General features: G+C 56.3%; 8 protein-coding genes. 3 read left to right on the top strand and 5 right to left on the bottom strand.

The genetic code is table 11. The features are described 5' to 3' along the window. Positions 1–53: 53 nt before the first annotated feature. On the top strand, positions 54–1559 hold the full coding sequence (locus tag BSY238_RS10165; protein WP_150123926.1) for a hypothetical protein: 1506 nt from the start codon (positions 54–56) through the stop codon (positions 1557–1559). Then, positions 1547–11761 (top strand): hypothetical protein, encoded by a 10215-nt coding sequence (locus tag BSY238_RS10160; RefSeq protein ID WP_069039037.1) that lies wholly within the window; start codon positions 1547–1549, stop codon positions 11759–11761. Before BSY238_RS10165 ends, BSY238_RS10160 begins: the two co-directional genes overlap by 13 nt. A 96-nt stretch (positions 11762–11857) precedes the next feature. Here BSY238_RS10160 and BSY238_RS19060 read toward each other — a convergent pair whose 3' ends face one another. The 5 genes from BSY238_RS19060 to BSY238_RS10140 form a co-directional block, all read right to left on the bottom strand. Next, complete coding sequence (locus tag BSY238_RS19060) at positions 11858–12367, bottom strand: IS3 family transposase (protein ID WP_442922963.1); 510 nt, start codon at positions 12365–12367, stop codon at positions 11858–11860. A gap of 226 nt (positions 12368–12593) precedes the next feature. Further along, on the bottom strand, positions 12594–13112 hold the full coding sequence (locus tag BSY238_RS19055; protein ID WP_069039036.1) for a helix-turn-helix domain-containing protein: 519 nt from the start codon (positions 13110–13112) through the stop codon (positions 12594–12596). A 315-nt stretch (positions 13113–13427) separates the two neighbouring features. Continuing rightward, positions 13428–15398 carry a carbamoyltransferase C-terminal domain-containing protein gene (locus BSY238_RS18090; protein ID WP_083224011.1) on the bottom strand — a complete coding sequence of 657 codons (1971 nt, stop codon included), beginning with the start codon at positions 15396–15398 and terminating at the stop codon, positions 13428–13430. Continuing rightward, complete coding sequence (locus tag BSY238_RS18360; RefSeq protein ID WP_150123925.1) at positions 15395–15745, bottom strand: hypothetical protein; 351 nt, start codon at positions 15743–15745, stop codon at positions 15395–15397. The genes BSY238_RS18090 and BSY238_RS18360 overlap by 4 nt, the downstream gene beginning before the upstream one ends. A gap of 424 nt (positions 15746–16169) precedes the next feature. Further along, positions 16170–16445 (bottom strand): hypothetical protein, encoded by a 276-nt coding sequence (locus BSY238_RS10140; protein WP_069039034.1) that lies wholly within the window; start codon positions 16443–16445, stop codon positions 16170–16172. Positions 16446–16646: 201 nt separating this feature from the next. Here BSY238_RS10140 and BSY238_RS18085 point away from each other — a divergent pair, with 201 nt between their 5' ends. Next, positions 16647–17186, top strand: a complete 540-nt coding sequence (locus tag BSY238_RS18085; RefSeq protein ID WP_083224010.1) for a GNAT family N-acetyltransferase — start codon at positions 16647–16649, stop codon at positions 17184–17186. Positions 17187–17202 lie beyond the last annotated feature (16 nt).

The raw sequence follows: 17202 nt of genomic DNA, 5'->3' as shown, positions 1-17202 counted from the left end.
GACACAGCCACGCCGGACGCTAAGCATCTAGAGCCGTCGCACAGGAGTGCAACATGTCGAAGAGATTCGCCATTTGGGTGTTGTGGGCTTGTCTAACCGGATGCGCCAGCGTCTCTAACGAGTACGTTGTTAAGCTTTCAGACATGGAGACGGTTGTCTATAAGCCGGGGACGACGTTTTTACGCGAATCGGATGGTGCGGACGTAGTGCAGCTACGGATTCCTTGGCTAAAGGTCGACGGATGTTCGTCTCAGAGAATCGACTATTCGGTCAGTATTCTTCCTTCGGCAGCGATCCCAACAGATGGGCGAGTTGAGGAAACCATTTCCTGGCAGGTCGCAAGCAATCCATTCTTTGGCACAACGGTACGCTTCAATTCGACCTCGCTGGACCAGCTTCAGAAGTCCGAGAGAACGTTGGCAGTTCTTCAGAAGGGAGTGGCGGCGCCTGAGCCGGGATGTCGGATAAGCCTGGGGGGAGACGTTCCCGCCTCGACCCACGTCATTGTCGGCACAGACGATAAACGGGCCCGCTCATTGCTGGACCTGTTGATCGCGGAGATGCTTCCCACAAGTGCCAGCGGGTCGTGGGTTGACCAGTATGACTTCGATGCAGCAACCAGATCCATGAACATCCTTCCGGGCATGCGTGTTCGGGTCCATCATGAGATTCCGATTACTGCAGACCCGGACAGCAGCGCAGACGTCGCGCACCCGGGCACGCTTTCGGCTCCAGTGTATTTCGAGCTGAGCGGTTCCGATGCGAGTGCGCCGGGTTCGGGCAGATGGTCCACGTCGCTAGGCAAGCTGGGATTCGATGCGGCGCAGGGTGCGCGGCGTGCCGGTGCTCGTGGGGAAAGTAACGCAGCGAGTTGCACTTTCGCTGCCTGCACAGCATCAACACTGCTGTTGCAATCCGCCAGCGGTTTGCCGGACCTTGGCTCGGACTCTCGCTATTGGCGGCTGTTTGTTCCCACAGCACTCAACCCCTCAATTGTCGTTGCTCCGGATGAACACACAAACGTTGCAAGCGTGTCCGAGAGGTTCTTCCGGCGCGAAGCGGGCTACCCCGGCTTCACACTGGTGGGTGCGATAGGCGCAGACGGCCTTGAGCGGCTGCTGCGACAGTTGGAAAGCAATGGAAGCTACCCTGATCTGGACACCGCCTGCGAGATGTTCAGCGCCGACCTCAAGTGCCTCCTCTTCAGATTCCGCGGCCTCTTGGTGCCCGAGATTCCGGTCACTGTGAACGGCCAGCCGGTCTGGGTGGAGGTCGGCACGTCGGTGTTCGACCTTGTGCAGCGCAACTCCTCAAAGCGTCTTCAGGGGCTTCTATCCTCACCATTGGCGCGCGCCGAGAGCCAGGGCGCGCGTGACTCCATCGAAGCCGACCTGCTTTCCGAGCGGCGAAATCACGTTCTAAGGGGCGCCCTAAGGGGTTTGAAGGTCCTCAGGCGCTTCGATGCAGAGCTCGTACAACTGCGCGTCGCAGACGGCTCTGATACCTCGCTCATGGGCGTAGTGCTTCAAATGGGAGATGAAATTTCATGGTCACGTTAACCCGCCTTCCTGGCTCGACCTTCCATGAAACCTTCCCAGCGGCAGACGCCCGCACGCGTTTCTGCTACTGGGCGCCGCAGGCGGCGCCGGGCCCAGTCTCGCTCGAAGATGCTTGGTCCGCCGGCGGCGTCTTCCTGGTAGCCGAAGGTCAGGAGACGCCGGCTGACATCCAGTCCTTCCTGGAGTCAGTGTGGCGTCTATGGGGCGGCTCGGGTTTAAAGCTCATCGCTTGGAAGAAGGGGATGCAGTCGCCGCCCCCGTACCTGCGTTTCAAGGCGGATTCAGCATTTGCCGATGGCAATTGGGGCAGCGGCTTGCTCCTGCATACGATCGGTTCCTCGGCTTCTGACGAAACCGAATTGATCCTTAGGCCGGTTCAGCGTCCAGTCTTCTCCGTGCAGCCGACGGCGTCCGGATTCCGGTTCACGTCGGCGGACCAGAGCCAACCTCCGTTTGATGTTTTTATTGGCGGATTTCGGATCAAACTCAGTTGGGACACTTCTGGCGGCATGCCTTCGGTCCTCCAGTTGGCAGTGACCGATAAGTCGGATGCGAGCGGATCGTGGCGGTTCGAAGTCAACCAATCGGCTAGCCGCAAGTTCTTGGAAGCCGCACCGCCCATGATTAAATACATGGAGTCGGGCAAGCGTGCGCAGGTGTTCCCGTGTTTCGATATGCAAGCTAGCGAAGCCGCTTTGGGCTCGACGGGCATCGAAGCCTTTGTGCACCCTTACGTTCTCGACGCCACGCATACTCGGTTCCAATTTAAGTCCCGTGTCGATCTCATGGCGCAGTTCCTCGATACGGCGGGTCGGCAACTCAAGTTGAGTACAACCAACGACGCGATGTTCAGACTGCTCGCCAACCCGAAAAACTCTGGCCCGCGCATGCACATGAGTCCCGCTGGGACGTTTGAAGTCGCGTTCCAAAAGACCACTCGCGCGGTCGCGAGCGGATTGGGTGTGGATGCGATGGAGGTTCTAACCGGAATGGCCGGCACCGACTTTGTCCTGTTCGGCGACGGAACTAGCGACCTTCCGACGAAAATCAAATTTATCAGTGGATCGCCTGCGTTTCTGCCAGTGGGCCAAACCCAACTCACACACAACGCGCTCACCGCCTGGGTGTTGCCAATAAGTGCGAAGGCATCTCCCTTCCAGTATGCGGGTCAGCCCGAAGAAGCACCGCTTTTTGCACTTAAAACAGTTCACAGGGGTATCAATTCATTCAATGGTCTGAGGGACGCGCCGGGCATGCAGTTCGACCCCGCGCCGACATCCGTCCGAGCGCACAGCGACAAGTCAGCCATGCCGTGGCTACCGGTGCGAAACCTGACCTCCGGCGAATTGGGTGCTGCACGCAGGCTCGAGAAGCAGAGCCTAATCCAGACCAGGCGCGGTATAGCAGCAGATGCTCGGGCTCAATCATTTCTTTCGATAAAAGACGGCCCGCCTAAATCGCGATGGGTAGTCATGCCCCAAGGCTTCTCGGTCGCGCTTGACGAAGACAATCGCTGGATGAAGGTGGCTTTTGCTGTCTCAACAGGAGACATTGAAGCTTCATTAGTACTTGAAAGGCCTAAACAGATCCTGCGGTGGCCGGTTGAAGAATCTCTTTCGCGAGCGTCCTCCTTTCTGGTGGCGACCCGATTTCCGGACAGCATGCCCGTGCATGGCAGTGTCAGCCCGGAATCTTCCATGAAGGTGCAACTCAGCGTCGCCCGATGGAAGGTAGGGGTGGACGTAGGCCAGACCGATTCAAGTATCAGCCAAGCTGCAGTAGGCGCTCCGATACTGGTAGTCAAACTGGGTAGCGGAAAGTCTCTCGTTGACCAGATATCTACCCCCATGGACTGGAGCCTGGCTGAAGTTCTCAATGCGGACACGGCAATTGCTCAACGTGAACTTAAGGCTTCCGTTGCGCGGCTGAAGAGGCTCGCCGATGGATTTACGCCACTGGCCAAGGGTGATCTTAAGATCACGCAACAGGCTAAGGAGGCTTATCAAAGGCTGCACGAAAAACTTACGGATCCCGACTGGAACGGGGTGATCGTCTTCAATGCACTGAGCAACGCGAACGAGCTGCCGGATGATCTGGCCGCCATCGGCGCAGGTTTACCCCCGAATAAGAAGTTTTGGGTGCCATGCCTCGGCGTGGATCTCTCGAAGGTCAGTGAAAACGCTGGACGTAGTGGCTCGACTACACCCTCGCAGGTTCCCGCGGCCTTTGTGGGCATCCACTATTTTGACCCGGATAACCTCGATACTGAACCACGCGATTTTGGCCTGAAACTGAAAAATCTTGATGTCACTGTCCATAACTCTGCGATTCAACTGTTTGTTGCAAAGGCGCAGTTGCGGGTCAGTGCATTGCTTGGGGCAGAAGCCAGCGACACGGATGCGGGGGGGGAGAAGAATCGGCTAGTCCGCATCGAAGGCAGCTACCAGGGAAGATCGGCAGAAGGGAAGGATCAGTATCTGATCCGAGCACTTGGCGCACAAGTTATCACGATGGCAAGCCAAGAGGTCATTGAGCGGATCCGCATTACGCGGCTTGAACTGGCTTCGCGCAAGATCGGAGCAACGGTATTCGGCAGGATCGGCATCTGGGGCGAGATCACATTCGGGCATTCGATTGAAGAAGTATCCGGTGCCAAAGCCGTGAGTTTCGACAATCTGTCGATCAACATGACGAAGAATGGTGATGCCAACGCATCTTTTGGTTTCGATGCTGGTCATATTGCAGTTGATTGGCGAAAGCCTTCATCCGGCGCTGGCTGGTTAAAAAATTTTCCCATCAAGCTTTCGGGGTTGCGCTGGGGGGGCGGCGACTTCTCAGTGCCGGAAGTTGATTGGCCGAAGGCGCCGCACCTTGAACTGCCGGATCTGGGCTTCACCAACTTCGACCTTAAAGGATTGATGCCCTCGCTGGAAACGGGTGGAGGCTTCGATTTCGGTCTGGAATTCGACGTCGACATGGGTAGCCTTGGCGCACTAACTGACGCGTCGAAGCTCCTTCGGGCAAAGGTGCTGGTCGGCTGGTTTGACTTTCGCCGCCTGTTGCAAGGCGGCGTCCCGCCTTTTTCGCTCGGTTTCAAGTTTGTTGGGGGGGCAGGCCCTCTGGACATCGGAATCCAGGGGATCCTCAGGCTCAGAGCGAAGAAAGTAATCCTGAAGCAGTACTCAGACAGGAACCTGTTGGGGATAGGATTCGAAGAGCCGCAACTGGATGCTTTCGGCTATCAGATACCAGAACAACCCGCGGGCCTTTTGATGGCCGCAGTAGTTGAGATGGGTTCCGGCTCGTTAAACAGCATGCCCACATGGGTTGTCGCACTCACTGAGGAGAGCAACGCCGGGCCGGTGTCACTGGACTACCTTGCGCTTGGGCAGAACGTTCTGCTTGTCGATCCGGGCCAGATTGCGAAGATCACTTCTGTCAGCGATGCAGTCACCAAGTCGAAAGAGTGGCTGGAAGAGAAGTACAAGAGCGAGCGCCTTGACGAGTTGCGGCCCGACCTGCCGACCGGGAAGTGGAACCTGATAGCGAGCGGGAAAATTAAGCAAGACATTGCTGCATTCAAGCTGGCGTTTCTCGACGACATTCCACTTTACGGCCTGCGAGTCGATGCGCCACTGAAGGCGCCGTGGTTCGCACTCGACATCCTTTACAAGAAGCTAGAGGATGATCTCGGAGTCTTTGCAGTTGAAGTGGACATGAAGGGGCTTCGGACGATCGAACTTGGCGCGGGCAGCCTGACGCTTCCGGTTTTAGGTTTTGAGAAATACTCGATCGGCGACTGGCGCTATAACTTCGCATTCCAGGGAAACGACTTCAGTAAAGCCGGAACTCTGCAGATGCTTCCATTCCTGGGCTCTGCCTCCCTTAGCCTTGGCTTGCTATCGGGACGCTCCAGCCAGTTTCTTGCCGCCGGTGCAACCGGCGAGCTCCTGGAATTGTACCGGCGGCTGGACCTAAAACCCGTGTACGAACTGCAGGTCGCGTTTCGCATTGGGCTAGGCAAAGAGATTCGAGAAGGTATCTTTTCCGCTGGGGCATCGCTCACCGTCTACGGCATCCTTCAGGGTGCGCTGGCAAGAATCAATGCGACTTCCGCGGCTGGATCCCCATACCTTAAGATAGCTGGCTCAGTTGGCATCCTGCTCGAAGTATTCGGTGAGGTCAATTTCGCAGTGGTTAGCGCGGCGGTTTACATCCGGGCTTGGATTGAGACGGGCATCATCGCCGAAACGTGGGAACAGATCGCCATATACGCGGAAGCCGGCGTTAGTGTGTATGTCCGCTTCGTAGTGGCGCGATTCCGCATTTTCGGCCGCAGGATTGAGATCGCCATCCACTTCAGCTTCGCTAGGAGGTTGAGGATCGGTACGACGTTGCCTTACCGGCTCGGGGGCGATAAGCCACAAGACGCTCTGATTTTCAGCGAGCCGCCAGTCAAGCCTCCGGAACTATGGCCTGATCCGATTAGCTGGGTTCCTGAACGCGTAGTTGCGCACAAGCTTTCGATCCCTCTCGCCGTGAGCATTGATGCGCACCTTGACGACGCGGGCCATCCGGTGCTCAGCCCAGTGCTGGCATTCGTCAATCCCAATCCGCAAGGCTTGCCGGCTACGTCTGGGGATTCGATACGTGACCTAGTCATTGCAGGATTACGCTGGGCGGTGCGGTTAAGTATTGGCATGTCCGGCCACGACCCAACCGACATCGAACAGAAGAAGTTGCGCCATCTGCTACGGCAAATGCGCAGTCCCGATGGGCTAAGTGCGTCTCGGTGGCGCGTGCTGTTGCCGGACATGAGCATGTCGAAGCCGCTGGAAGAAGGTTCGATCCGCAGCTTTCTTAAGCTAAACACTGTCTTCACGCTGAGGTTTCCCGAGACCGCTAAGCAGGAGTTGCTCGCGCGTCTGTCCTTGCAGTCGGACCGTGAACTCCAGAGCGACAATCCTCTGCACGGGATTCCTATGCCTTGGCTGAAGGAGATTCGGATTTTAAGCAATCCGGGAACAAGGCTGATCCGGGATTATGCCGATCCGGCATACCTAACTTTCAACGAGGACTGGGAGCAAAAGGTTCGAACGGCTCTTGCCGAGGCCCGGCCGGATCTTGATGCATTGGATTCGTCGCAGAGCGATCACATAGTCGGTCCGACCAAGCGTGCGCTTATCGACATCTTTCTCGAAGACTGGTTTGTTGCGGTGGTCGAAGGAGCCGTTCATCAGGCGCTCCGCATCATGGAATCGAAAAAGAAAGAGTGGATGAGCTTTGCAGACCTCCTGGCCGCAATGGAGGCGGTACCTCCGGGCGGCGTCGCATCTCCTGCGGTCGAAGTGGCGCAGCAAGCTGCAGCTGTCCTGTGCCACGCGCAGCGAGTTCCGGATTTGCTCAACCGCTGGGGTTCACTGAGTGCCACGGCTGGGCTTGATATTCGTTGGGATCCAAATGGAGTCCATGCCGGCGACACATCCCTTGTCGCGGATCCCACCGGTGCGGAGTGGATTGTTGCCCCCGTGGAATTGCCATTTGACAACATCAACGGCGCAGTGGCGGAGGCGGTACTCCGCGAAGCGGCCGAAAAAGTGGCTGCAGCTGGCGTTAACTTACGCGTCACTGAGATCCGCGTTAAGCGGTTGCGTACCGTGACTTTTACTTGTGGGCTGGCCTTCGTCGGACGCGATGCTGTCAACCGGATGGGGACAATGTTTGAAGTGCCCGGTGCGTTGCGGCAGGAGCAGATGAAATTGCACACACCGGGTGTGCCACCAAGCGGCAGCGTCGCGCTCAGGTTCGAAGGACTCGGTTCGTCGGACGAGACAAAAAATCTTGTCGAGGAGAGTCCCCGCAGTGCGCATGTTGACCTAACGCACGCAGCCGGGATGTACTTCGGCGGAACGTTTCAGTTCAAGGTGCGACGCCTCTTCAACCAGGCACCGTCGAGTATCTCTGTTTTCGGGACTGGAGCCACGCCGCCAAGCGCGATTCGCGGCGTCTATGGACTTTCCGGAGGTGGTGAATCCGCGAGGTTGGTACTTCAGTCTTGGAGCGACAAATTGGCCGACATTGCCCCGGCCCAGTTCGCTGTCCTCTGGAACCCTTCTCCGGAAGGTGTAGCAAATTCGGCAGACCCCCGCACGCTTCTTCGTCTCACTGACCGTGGCGTTCGCTTCTTCGCGACTAATTTGTCGAGTGAGGCCAATCCCGACTTGCGGGCCGCAGCTAACGGTGAGTCTATGATCGCCGACATCACGAGGCCAACTGATGTACGAGCGTTCCTGTGGAAGGCGACGCTTATCAACAGCGACGGCTTCTATATCCAAATTGACGAATCCGTGAATGCCCAACTCGTCGCGGAGATTGAGGCTCAACTCGACAGGAAGGAGTCCGTCGATATCCCGCTCGTATGGCGGCGCCCGGCCTTCCCGAACGCGGCGCAAGAGGGGCGGATACACCCCTACGAAACTTTTCTTTTTTCCGATACGACCCAGTTGCCGCTGCAGCCCACCGTAGTCGTGGCGCTGCAGGACCGGTATGAGCTAGCAAATGGCGTGCCGATAGGCTTTGCAAAGCTCGTCGTTCGGCGGCCGAATCCGCACTATGGCGGACTGGAAGCGGCCGCTGCGGAATTCATCTCGAGGTACGCATTCCTCGAGTGGGGCATTAACGGAGGAGCGTCGCCCCATATGGTCGTTCTGGACGCCGACCATAGCTCGGCACTTGCTGTAGATCGGCCGCCGAATGAGACGACCGAGATTCTATCGACACAGGAGCCCGAGGCATTCTTTCACACAGCGCTGTTGCCCCTTATGCAGTTTGCCAGCGCGAACCGCAAGCAGGACGGGTTGCTGAAGGACCCCAGAGATCGAAATCCCTACGCAGCCGTGGGTGCGAATTTGCAGCGCGTTTTGAGGTTCTCTCTGCGCGATGAGACCGGACATCGCTTTCCGTTTGACGTCCGCGAGGAATATCCGGATGACATTGTCCACCAATATACGGACCCGCTGCAGAGGATCGACTCGTATCCGGGTGTATCGCTTCAGTGGAGAGGCGCGCGCAGCGGCGCAAACTGCAAATTTGAAATTTTGCTCAATTGGTCAATGCCGGTCGACGCGCTCCGCAAGCTTTCCGCAGATACCCGGGAGCAATACGTTCAGTTGTTCAGCCGGCTGAAGTGGATTGTGCAAGGTCCCGGTGCGTTTGCCGCCGCGCGCGTGCGAGTTGGCGACACTCCACTGGCCCTGTCGGCGCCGCCTCCTGATGTCGCGTCAGCATTGGCCGCCTTCGCCCACGATGTGGCCGAACAACTGAAGGTACGGATGCCTCCCGCAAAACCGGATCCCGTTTTGGTATCGGCGACGTTGAACCTTACCGTCGCCCCTGCTGAGGTACAGCGCGTGCTGCGCGCCGGCGCAGACATCCAACTCATTCGCGTGGAGATCGTCTTAAGTCGAGAGGAATCGTTATGCGATGCTGAGCTTCTGAGAGACGATCCGTCACTCCAGACCTCAGTGTCGAACGCACTCGCTGCCGTAGGCGATGGTTCCTCCAGTGAATGGACAGCTATGGCCGATAGTCTGGAGCGAGCGTTAGCGGTAGACAATTTACCGGTAGGCATCTTACTTAAGTTGCAGGAACGCACGATCGACCAAAGTTGCTGGCTTGCTAGGCCCGAAATTCTCCGAGAGCCGCTTACTGCCAAGCGGGAGATCGTGTCGTTCTCGCCGAGGCCGCTAGCGATGCAGTTCCGCTCCGGCGAGGCGCAACTACTCGACCCGGAGGGCCTACCGCCGCTAAAGCCCCTTGCGAAGTCCGTGAGCGAATTAGACATGGACGATATGTCTCGGAGCAGCTTCGAACTCATAGAGGCCATGCTCGCACCTGCAGTCGCCTCGCGAATGTGCGTGGCGTCACCGACGAGCTTTGACAGACTAATCTCGGCGAAACGCCGCATTGGGACGTGGTTCTCTGAACAACTCCGGCCAGTGGAGTACTCACATTTTGGGGTGGCGCCAGCCGAAGCTATCAAGAAGAAGCTGAGGGACCTAGCTTCTGCAGATCTTCGAAACGTCTATCGCATTGGCGCAGTCTGCGACGTGCGGCGAGTGGGCGCAACCGGACCGTCTTATCATTCACGCATTTTTGGCGAACTGGAGGTAGTACAACCGCGTACAAATGCCTTCAAGTTCTCGAAGTTCAGAGTTCAGACCAACGATGCATCGTCGCCGCTGGTGGTTTTCTGGAACGGAACGCGCCGTGTCGCTAGTGTGGAAGGCAAAGCACTTAGATTTTCGCCGCAGTATGTCGAGACGAAATGGCCAGGTGGTTTTGGGGACTACATACCTTCTCGGTGGTTTGAAATACTCAGCACAGGAGCCACTGCAGCGAAAACCGTTTCGCTTCCTGGGGAAGTTGCTATTCCACTTCCACTTCGTGAATTGCCCAAACCGCCCCATTTGTATGGGCACGATGCCACGGCGTTGAACGGGCAACCCACTTCGCTCCGGCAGGCGCGCGCGTGGAATTATCGACTCCACGCGGCGGTACCCGGCGAAGAGCAGGATCGCGTCAAGTTCGCGGTGCGCTATCAGACTCCGAGCGGGGAAACAGCGCTCAATGCACCTGTAAGGGGTCTTTTCGACGCGCTGGTAACGCTTCAGCACTACTCGGCCTCGCTCATGACAGCCATGTCTGAAGTAGCAAAGTGGGACATGATCGGACCAGGCACCGAAGTGCGGCTGCAGTGCGAACGCATGGCCCGGTTTGTGGAAGACCTCGCCGACGCTTTCGCATCCTACGTACGTATCGAGACCTTGGACGCGCTCGCTGAACAGCCGGTCGACAGCTTTGTTTCCTACGTGACGCGCTCAGACGCGAGAACCGGGCACTCGCGAGATGGCAAGGCCGAAAAGGACTCTTTGCAGCTTGAATGCATAACCGCGGCTTTGGGCAACCCTCAACGACGAGCTTTCGTTGAGCTAACCGATGTTACCAAAGCGGAGCAAAGCGGTCTTCCGGCCGACGTTTTACCTGTGACCCAAACACCTATCGTGGGACCGGCGCCAGGAAGTAAAGGAAGGTTTGAATACTATGATCAAGCGCAGGCCGTGCAGGGAATGGCCTCGCTGTCCGGCCGTCGCCTCACGCTGAGCGCACTGGACATCTTCCAACACGCGACCGCGATGCCGGAAGTTTCGGCAACGCGGAACGAAATGCTTGGTAGCGTAACGGTTTCGCGTGAGTTTGTCTTCGCCACCAGCGTATCGAAGTGCACGCGCTTAATACCCCGCCTACATGTAAGAAATCGGATCCAATTAAGCGATCGCCGCACTCTAAAGGACCATTTTCGGGCGATAGGACGAGAACTCCTTGAGGGAGCAGAACAACCACTTTCCTTAGACGCAGTTGCGACGTTACGGGTGCCATTCCGGCAGGATGGCACTGACACATTTGCATACCCCCTCGGAGCAATGAAGGGAATCAGCGCCTTATCGCATGAGTGGGAAGCGGTCTTTGAGATGTGGTCGGGTCGCGTACAGTCTGAAGTGCTTTCCAAAAGTCATAACGCGACCCCAGCGGGTATAGGAATTGCTATTTCCGTCTATGCAGACGGATACGGAGGTAGCTTGCCGGTTCTCATCCTTGATGAGGTCTGGGTGCCTTGGAGTTCGCTCATTGCTTCGGCCCCTGCGCTAGGATTCGCGCCGCCGCGCGTGTCGCGCTCGCAGGAACTCGCCGCAGTGCTCTATCGCGCGACGAAAGACCTTGCTCCCTTATCGGGCGGTCGGCATGAGCAGGTCTTCCAAGTGCGCGAGAAAGTTGCCGAACTTATTCGGTCCGGCGTACCGACCTTGAATGATTTAAGGATGGGACCGCTCCCGAGCCTCAGTGACCTCAGAGACGAATTTCTACAAAGAGCGTGGCGTGAATGCGTGGAGATCGCCCACAACCGTGCAGAGTTTTGCGCGCTCAAGGGACAGAACGCAGCTTTTTGGTCGATAGAACCAGTGAATGTCTCTTGCGACGGAACTCTCGCGGCCTCTCTGTCAAGTGGCGCCGAAGCGCTGACTGGGAGAGCGCCACAACTGCAGGTAATCAAGGAAAGTGAGACGGTCATGATGCTTGCCAGCAGCGATGCTGAAGTTTTCGCAGGAGCGGTCACTCTCTATGTCGTGTACAACCCTGCCTGAAAGTAGTGCGTCTCCGTTCGGCGCCACCTGTGTAGCAAGTGAAGCGCCCCGGATTTGAACTGACCCCCAGAAGTTGGACGGTTGCCATGCCGCCAACTAGGCGGTGTTTCTCAGCCGATAACCCACCGGGCTAAGCCCTTTCAGTCTGAGCTCTATTCGCTCGTGGTTGTAATAGCGGACGTAATCATCTACGCCCGCTTCAAGCGCTTCTAGGCTATTGGGTGCTTCAAGGTTGAAATTCTCGGCCTTCAGCGTGCCGAAGAAGCTCTCAATTGCCGCGTTGTCAAGGCAGTTGCCCTTACGGCTCATGCTTTGTTTGACTCCACGCTGCGCGAGGATTTCTCGATAAGGCTTCATCTTGTAGTGCCAGCCTTGGTCTGAGTGGACGATCAGTTCCGCGGTACAGGCGATCTGCGAAAGCGCTGCCCGAAGCGTGCTGGGAACCAGCTCGAAGACGGGACGCCTTGCCATTTGGTGCGCGATGATCTCGCCGTTGTAGAGGTCCATACAGGCTGATAGATAGAGTTTGTGGCCCTTCACATTGAACTCGGTTACATCCGTCACCCATTTCTGGTTTGGCGATGCCGCAAAAAAGTCGCGCTTCAGAACGTTCGGTACGTGCGCATCGCTAATGCCTGGGACGTTTCGGGAGCGCTTCTTCGCCTGTATCCGTAGCGGCCCTTGTGCTCGTCATAGACAGCGCGGATCCTGGGCTCCATGGCGCTCTGCTGGTTCCCGCGCTGGGCTGCGCAGTGGTAATTGAACGTACTGCGCGCCAGGCCTGCTATCTGCAGCAGGTCCGCCAATTTATGGTGACGCCTCAACCCGGCAATCAGACGCGCTTTGTCGGCGCAACTGATCCTTTCGACCGGATCAAGGCTTGCAATTTTTTTAGGTAGGCCATCTCAGCGCGTAGTTGCTCGTTCTCTTCGCGCAGCGCCTGCACCGAATCGGTGGTGGATATGCTTGGTGGCGCTGGGCAGTGTTGGTCTTTCTTCATACTGGGGTGCCCTTGCTCTCTATTCCAGAGGGCTTCAACGCCGCCTTCATCGAGCTTGCGTCGCCAGACCACGACTTGGTTGGGATTACGGATGTCATAGATCGCGGCAACCTGGCGGCTCGATAGCTGTTCGCGGTCCTGGTGGGACAGTACCTTTAGCTTGAACTGCGCACTGTACGTGCTGCGCTTGGGTCGCAAACCGTCAATGCCGTGCAGGCGGTAGTGGCTCACCCACGTGCGGATCTTCTCCTCAGACACTGACCACTGCCGCGCCAGCAGTTTCGCTCCGCCGTCTCCAGCCAAAAAGCTCTTGACCACCTTGAGCTTGAACTCTGTTTGATACCTTTTCATGAAACCCCCTCGAAGTTTGTCCAACTTCTGGGGGTCAGTTCAAACCCGGGGCGCTTCACTGGAGCCGACCTGCACGGCTCTGCACATTGCCCCGTCGGCTTATCGTCGTTACGTGGTGCGACGCAGAACGCAGTCATGCTGAGCGCGAGAGCGAAACGGGACAAAGCCCAGCAGCCCAGGATCGAATGGGTCTGGAATGCCAATCTTAAGGCCCATTGCGCAGACAAGACCAGGAAGCAGATGAACCGCGAGAGCGTGGAGGTATCTCGCTGTGGGGGCGAACGCGTAATTCGTCGGCTGGGCCGGCGTGGGGCGTCATGCGCGACGCCATTCCAACCAGCCGTCGGCGACGAGTTTGTGCAGTTCGTCAGGTACAGACGCAGAAATACTCTGCGCAAGCTGTAAAAATTCCAGCGTGGGCAAAAAATCCAGCGCATGAGAAGTCAAAAGTGCACAACACTCCTCACTTACCTCAATCGACTTCGACGCACGGTAGATACGAGACTCGCGCCCGTTGTGCCCAACGAATCCGCCCGTGATACAGTCGGAAGCAAGTCTAATCTCGGTGCATTTCCACTTTTCCTCATCCCACCTACGCGCTCTTCGCAAGTACAGATTTTCAATTATAAGTGCGTCGATGGCCGCATTTTTTATGAAGAATCTTAAAGCTTCCTCCGGGGTTTCAACAATCGGTTCATCGGGTCCATTTAGGGAGGTATTGACAAGCATGGCGTGACCCGTGAGTTGCTCAAACGCCAGCAGTAGTTCTCGAAGTGCTGCGTCTGAATGCGTATCCAACGTTTGCGCTCGAGTCGAGTGATCCGGATGCTCCAACGCCAATAGTACTGACCGCTGCTCCGGCTTAACCTTATGCACGAAGCTCATGAACGGGCTTGCTGGAGGCCCTTCAAAGTAATCAGCAAAGCGCTCTTCAAGAACGACTGGGGCAACCGGGCGCCAATGCTGTCGCCCCTTAAGTTGATTGAGCCGGTTCTTGGTTTCTGCATCCAATGGTGAAGCTAGCAGACTTCTTCCTCCCAATGCACGGGGTCCGAACTCGGACCGACCCGAACAACGGGCAACAATGTGACCCGAGCGTAGATCACTTGCTACTCGTGGAACCGATAGTGTTTCGATCATAACTAGTGGCGCAAACGATTCAGCCGATTTACGTATCGACGACGCAGCGTATACGGGCCCAAGCCTGTCGGAGCTACTTCGCGCACCTCTCAAGTCGACCCCCAGGGACGCTTGACCATACATTGCACAGCCGACAGCAATACCGGCGTCTCCGGGCGCGCTTGGAACGGAGATGTGTTCGAACAAGCCTGAATACGCGAGTCTGCTGTTAGTATTAATGTTGAGAAATAGCCCTCCCGATACGGCCAAGCGCTTGGCACCAGTTAAACGGTAGGCTCGGCGTGCATAGGCAAGGATGGACTCCTCTGTACACCGTTGCACCACCGAAGCAAATGCGGCTGCACCCTCAAAGTTCAATGGCGACAGGAACGCCTTGCTTTGCCATCCATTGAGCCAAGCAACAGAGTGCTCATGCACTTGGCAAATTTCGTCGATAGAAAGGCTAACTGCGTTTTTGGTGACCGCGCCATACGACGCGAGCGCCATCAATTGCCCGTAGCAATTCGGCTTGGCAAACACCGATTGCGAGGCATTGTCATAAAGGCTGGCAGGACTAAAAACGAAGCAGTCGGGCTCGCTGTGTGGAATGGCGAATTCTCGATCAACAAGAAACGGGCGGCCTCCTTCCCATTTGTAAATGGACAAACATTCTGTTCTAACAGGACTTGCCTCGCGCAAAACTCTTAAAGTTGCAACCAGTTCGCTAAATGACATCTCGTAGTCTTTACCGTCGTGCGTAGTCGAGCCAGCAAGATCAGTAACAAGGATCGCACAATCATCACCATTCAAATATGGCGCGACACAATAGGCGTGCGCCAGATGATGCGAAATTGCAAAGTGCCGTGAATCCGTTGGAGTGAATCTCGAGAAGTCGGGAGAAACAAGTTCTTTACCAAACCCGATGCCGCCTGGCGCCGCAGATTGGTGGCTACTGACAATACGCTGAACGTCGTCGATAGATACACCTGCCGCCTGTAGAACCTCATGAATAGGCAGCCGATTTGACAGGCACTCTTGTCCATCATGCTTCCGTCTAGTGACGCGTTCCTGCTGGATCGCAGCCACTAAATGGCCGTCGATAGCCACTGCACAGGCAGCGTCGTGACCGACGTGAATCCCAAGCGATATAGCCTTCGAATTGCTCACGGCAACTCATATGAGAAGCCTACCGTCAGAATACTGACCTTCTCTCCACGTGCCATATCTTCTCGAGCATGCACCACGCTGCCAGCGTTGAGTATGAGAACTTCGCCGGGCACAAGCAGCACGCGATTGGGCACAACATCGTTTTCATATATGAGAAGATGGGAGGGTTCGCCGCTTACAGGAAGCACGTGCTCAAGCATCACGATAACGTTTATCTCATAGACTTCCGTGTCGATGTGCGGATCGAGTCCATGCCCTTCCCCATCATAGTAAATATAACTCGCTACACCGGTTGGCATAACGCCGGGAAAGAGACTTTGTACGAATCGCTTAAGTTCGCTGTCCATAGCAAACCTGTCAGCAATTCTGCCACCGCGGCCCAAAAGGTAGCGATCAGTAGGCTTCGCAACTTCTCGAGTCGTCCGACTCTCCCCCTGTAACGCCGCGAGCGTGTGGTCCGTGATCGCCTGCGGTCTCCCGCGCCATGCGGACCCGTTAAGGCGCATTTCGTTTAGGCACCGAAGAACAGTCTTGAATGCCGCGGTACATGTCTCGCTGCGCGGACGCGCACCTCTCGGCGCAAGACCTCCAGCGGCCATACAAAGAAGCAGCTTGTAATTCTCAAATTCTTCGGGCGAAAGGTCTGCTCTCAACTTAGTGAAATGACTCGCCAAAGTCGATTCGACACTCATGTAGCCCTCGTATTGAAGACGCAGCCTTCAACAGCCGAAGTCCAGGCTGCTATGTTCATTTTGAGTAGCCGACCGCAGGCTACTTCTTTTCAAGTCCAAGCTTCTTGGAAAGATTAGCGTACGCCTTTTTCATTTTGATCGTTGAGTGAACGGACTTCGGCTTCATGAACACAATGTCCCCGTCGCCCTCCTCATGGGCTTGTACGAGCTTAGTGTAAATCGCTGCCGATTCTACGATCTCGCTTAGCACCTGCATCTCCTCAGGAGTGAGCGTCTTCGTCATCTTCGCAAGCTTTTTGATCAGCGTGGGCGTCGCTGCCTCGAGAGCAGAGAGGTCTTTGGGTGCGGTTGCCAAGGTTAGTCCTCCATAAAATGAAGATACAACTTATCACTCAAGAATGATAAGGCGACAAATCAAAAGCTATGCGTATATAGTACTTCAAAAGAATGTTAGCGTATGCGGATGCGCTTTGCCACCTGAATTTTTACGGTGCGCAGTGGCGTACTTCAGACCGCGACGCTGCTCCGTTACGATGCGTGTAAAGGTCTAGGATTGATGCAAGTAACCCCCTCTGACGAGCCGCTCACGTACCTTGAGCGGCAGGGCGTACACCATGCTGCGGAACTATTCGCCGTCTTGCAGGACGCAGCGATGTACAGGTACGTCGTCGATACGCCTCCCGAATCACTCGAGTGGTTTGTTAAGCGACTTCAGTTTCTTGAGATAGGCAAATCACCCGACGGGACCGAGCTGTGGCTAAACTGGGTGGTACGCCATCGCTGCGGACAGCTAGTTGGCTATGTTCAAGCCACTGTCACCCGAGATCTTTGGGCAGATATTGCTTACATGTTCAACAGCGAATTCTGGGGCCACAACGTGGCGTATCTGGCGTGCCTTGAAATGTTTGATCTGCTCCGAACAGAATATTCGGTATGTACCGTGTATGCAGTAACCAGCGCAGAAAACTCACGATCCAAACGGCTGCTCGTACGTCTCCAGTTTGAAGAGACAGTTCGCGCGGATTATCCAGGAGAGCCAGTAAGCTCGTCTGAAACGGTCTGGCGCAAGAAACTACTTAGAGAAACCCGGATTTAATTTCGCCTCTTTTGAG

The sequence above is a fragment of the Methyloversatilis sp. RAC08 genome (assembly GCF_001713355.1).
GTDB lineage: Bacteria > Pseudomonadota > Gammaproteobacteria > Burkholderiales > Rhodocyclaceae > Methyloversatilis.
This window is presented reverse-complemented; position numbering and strand designations above follow the sequence as displayed.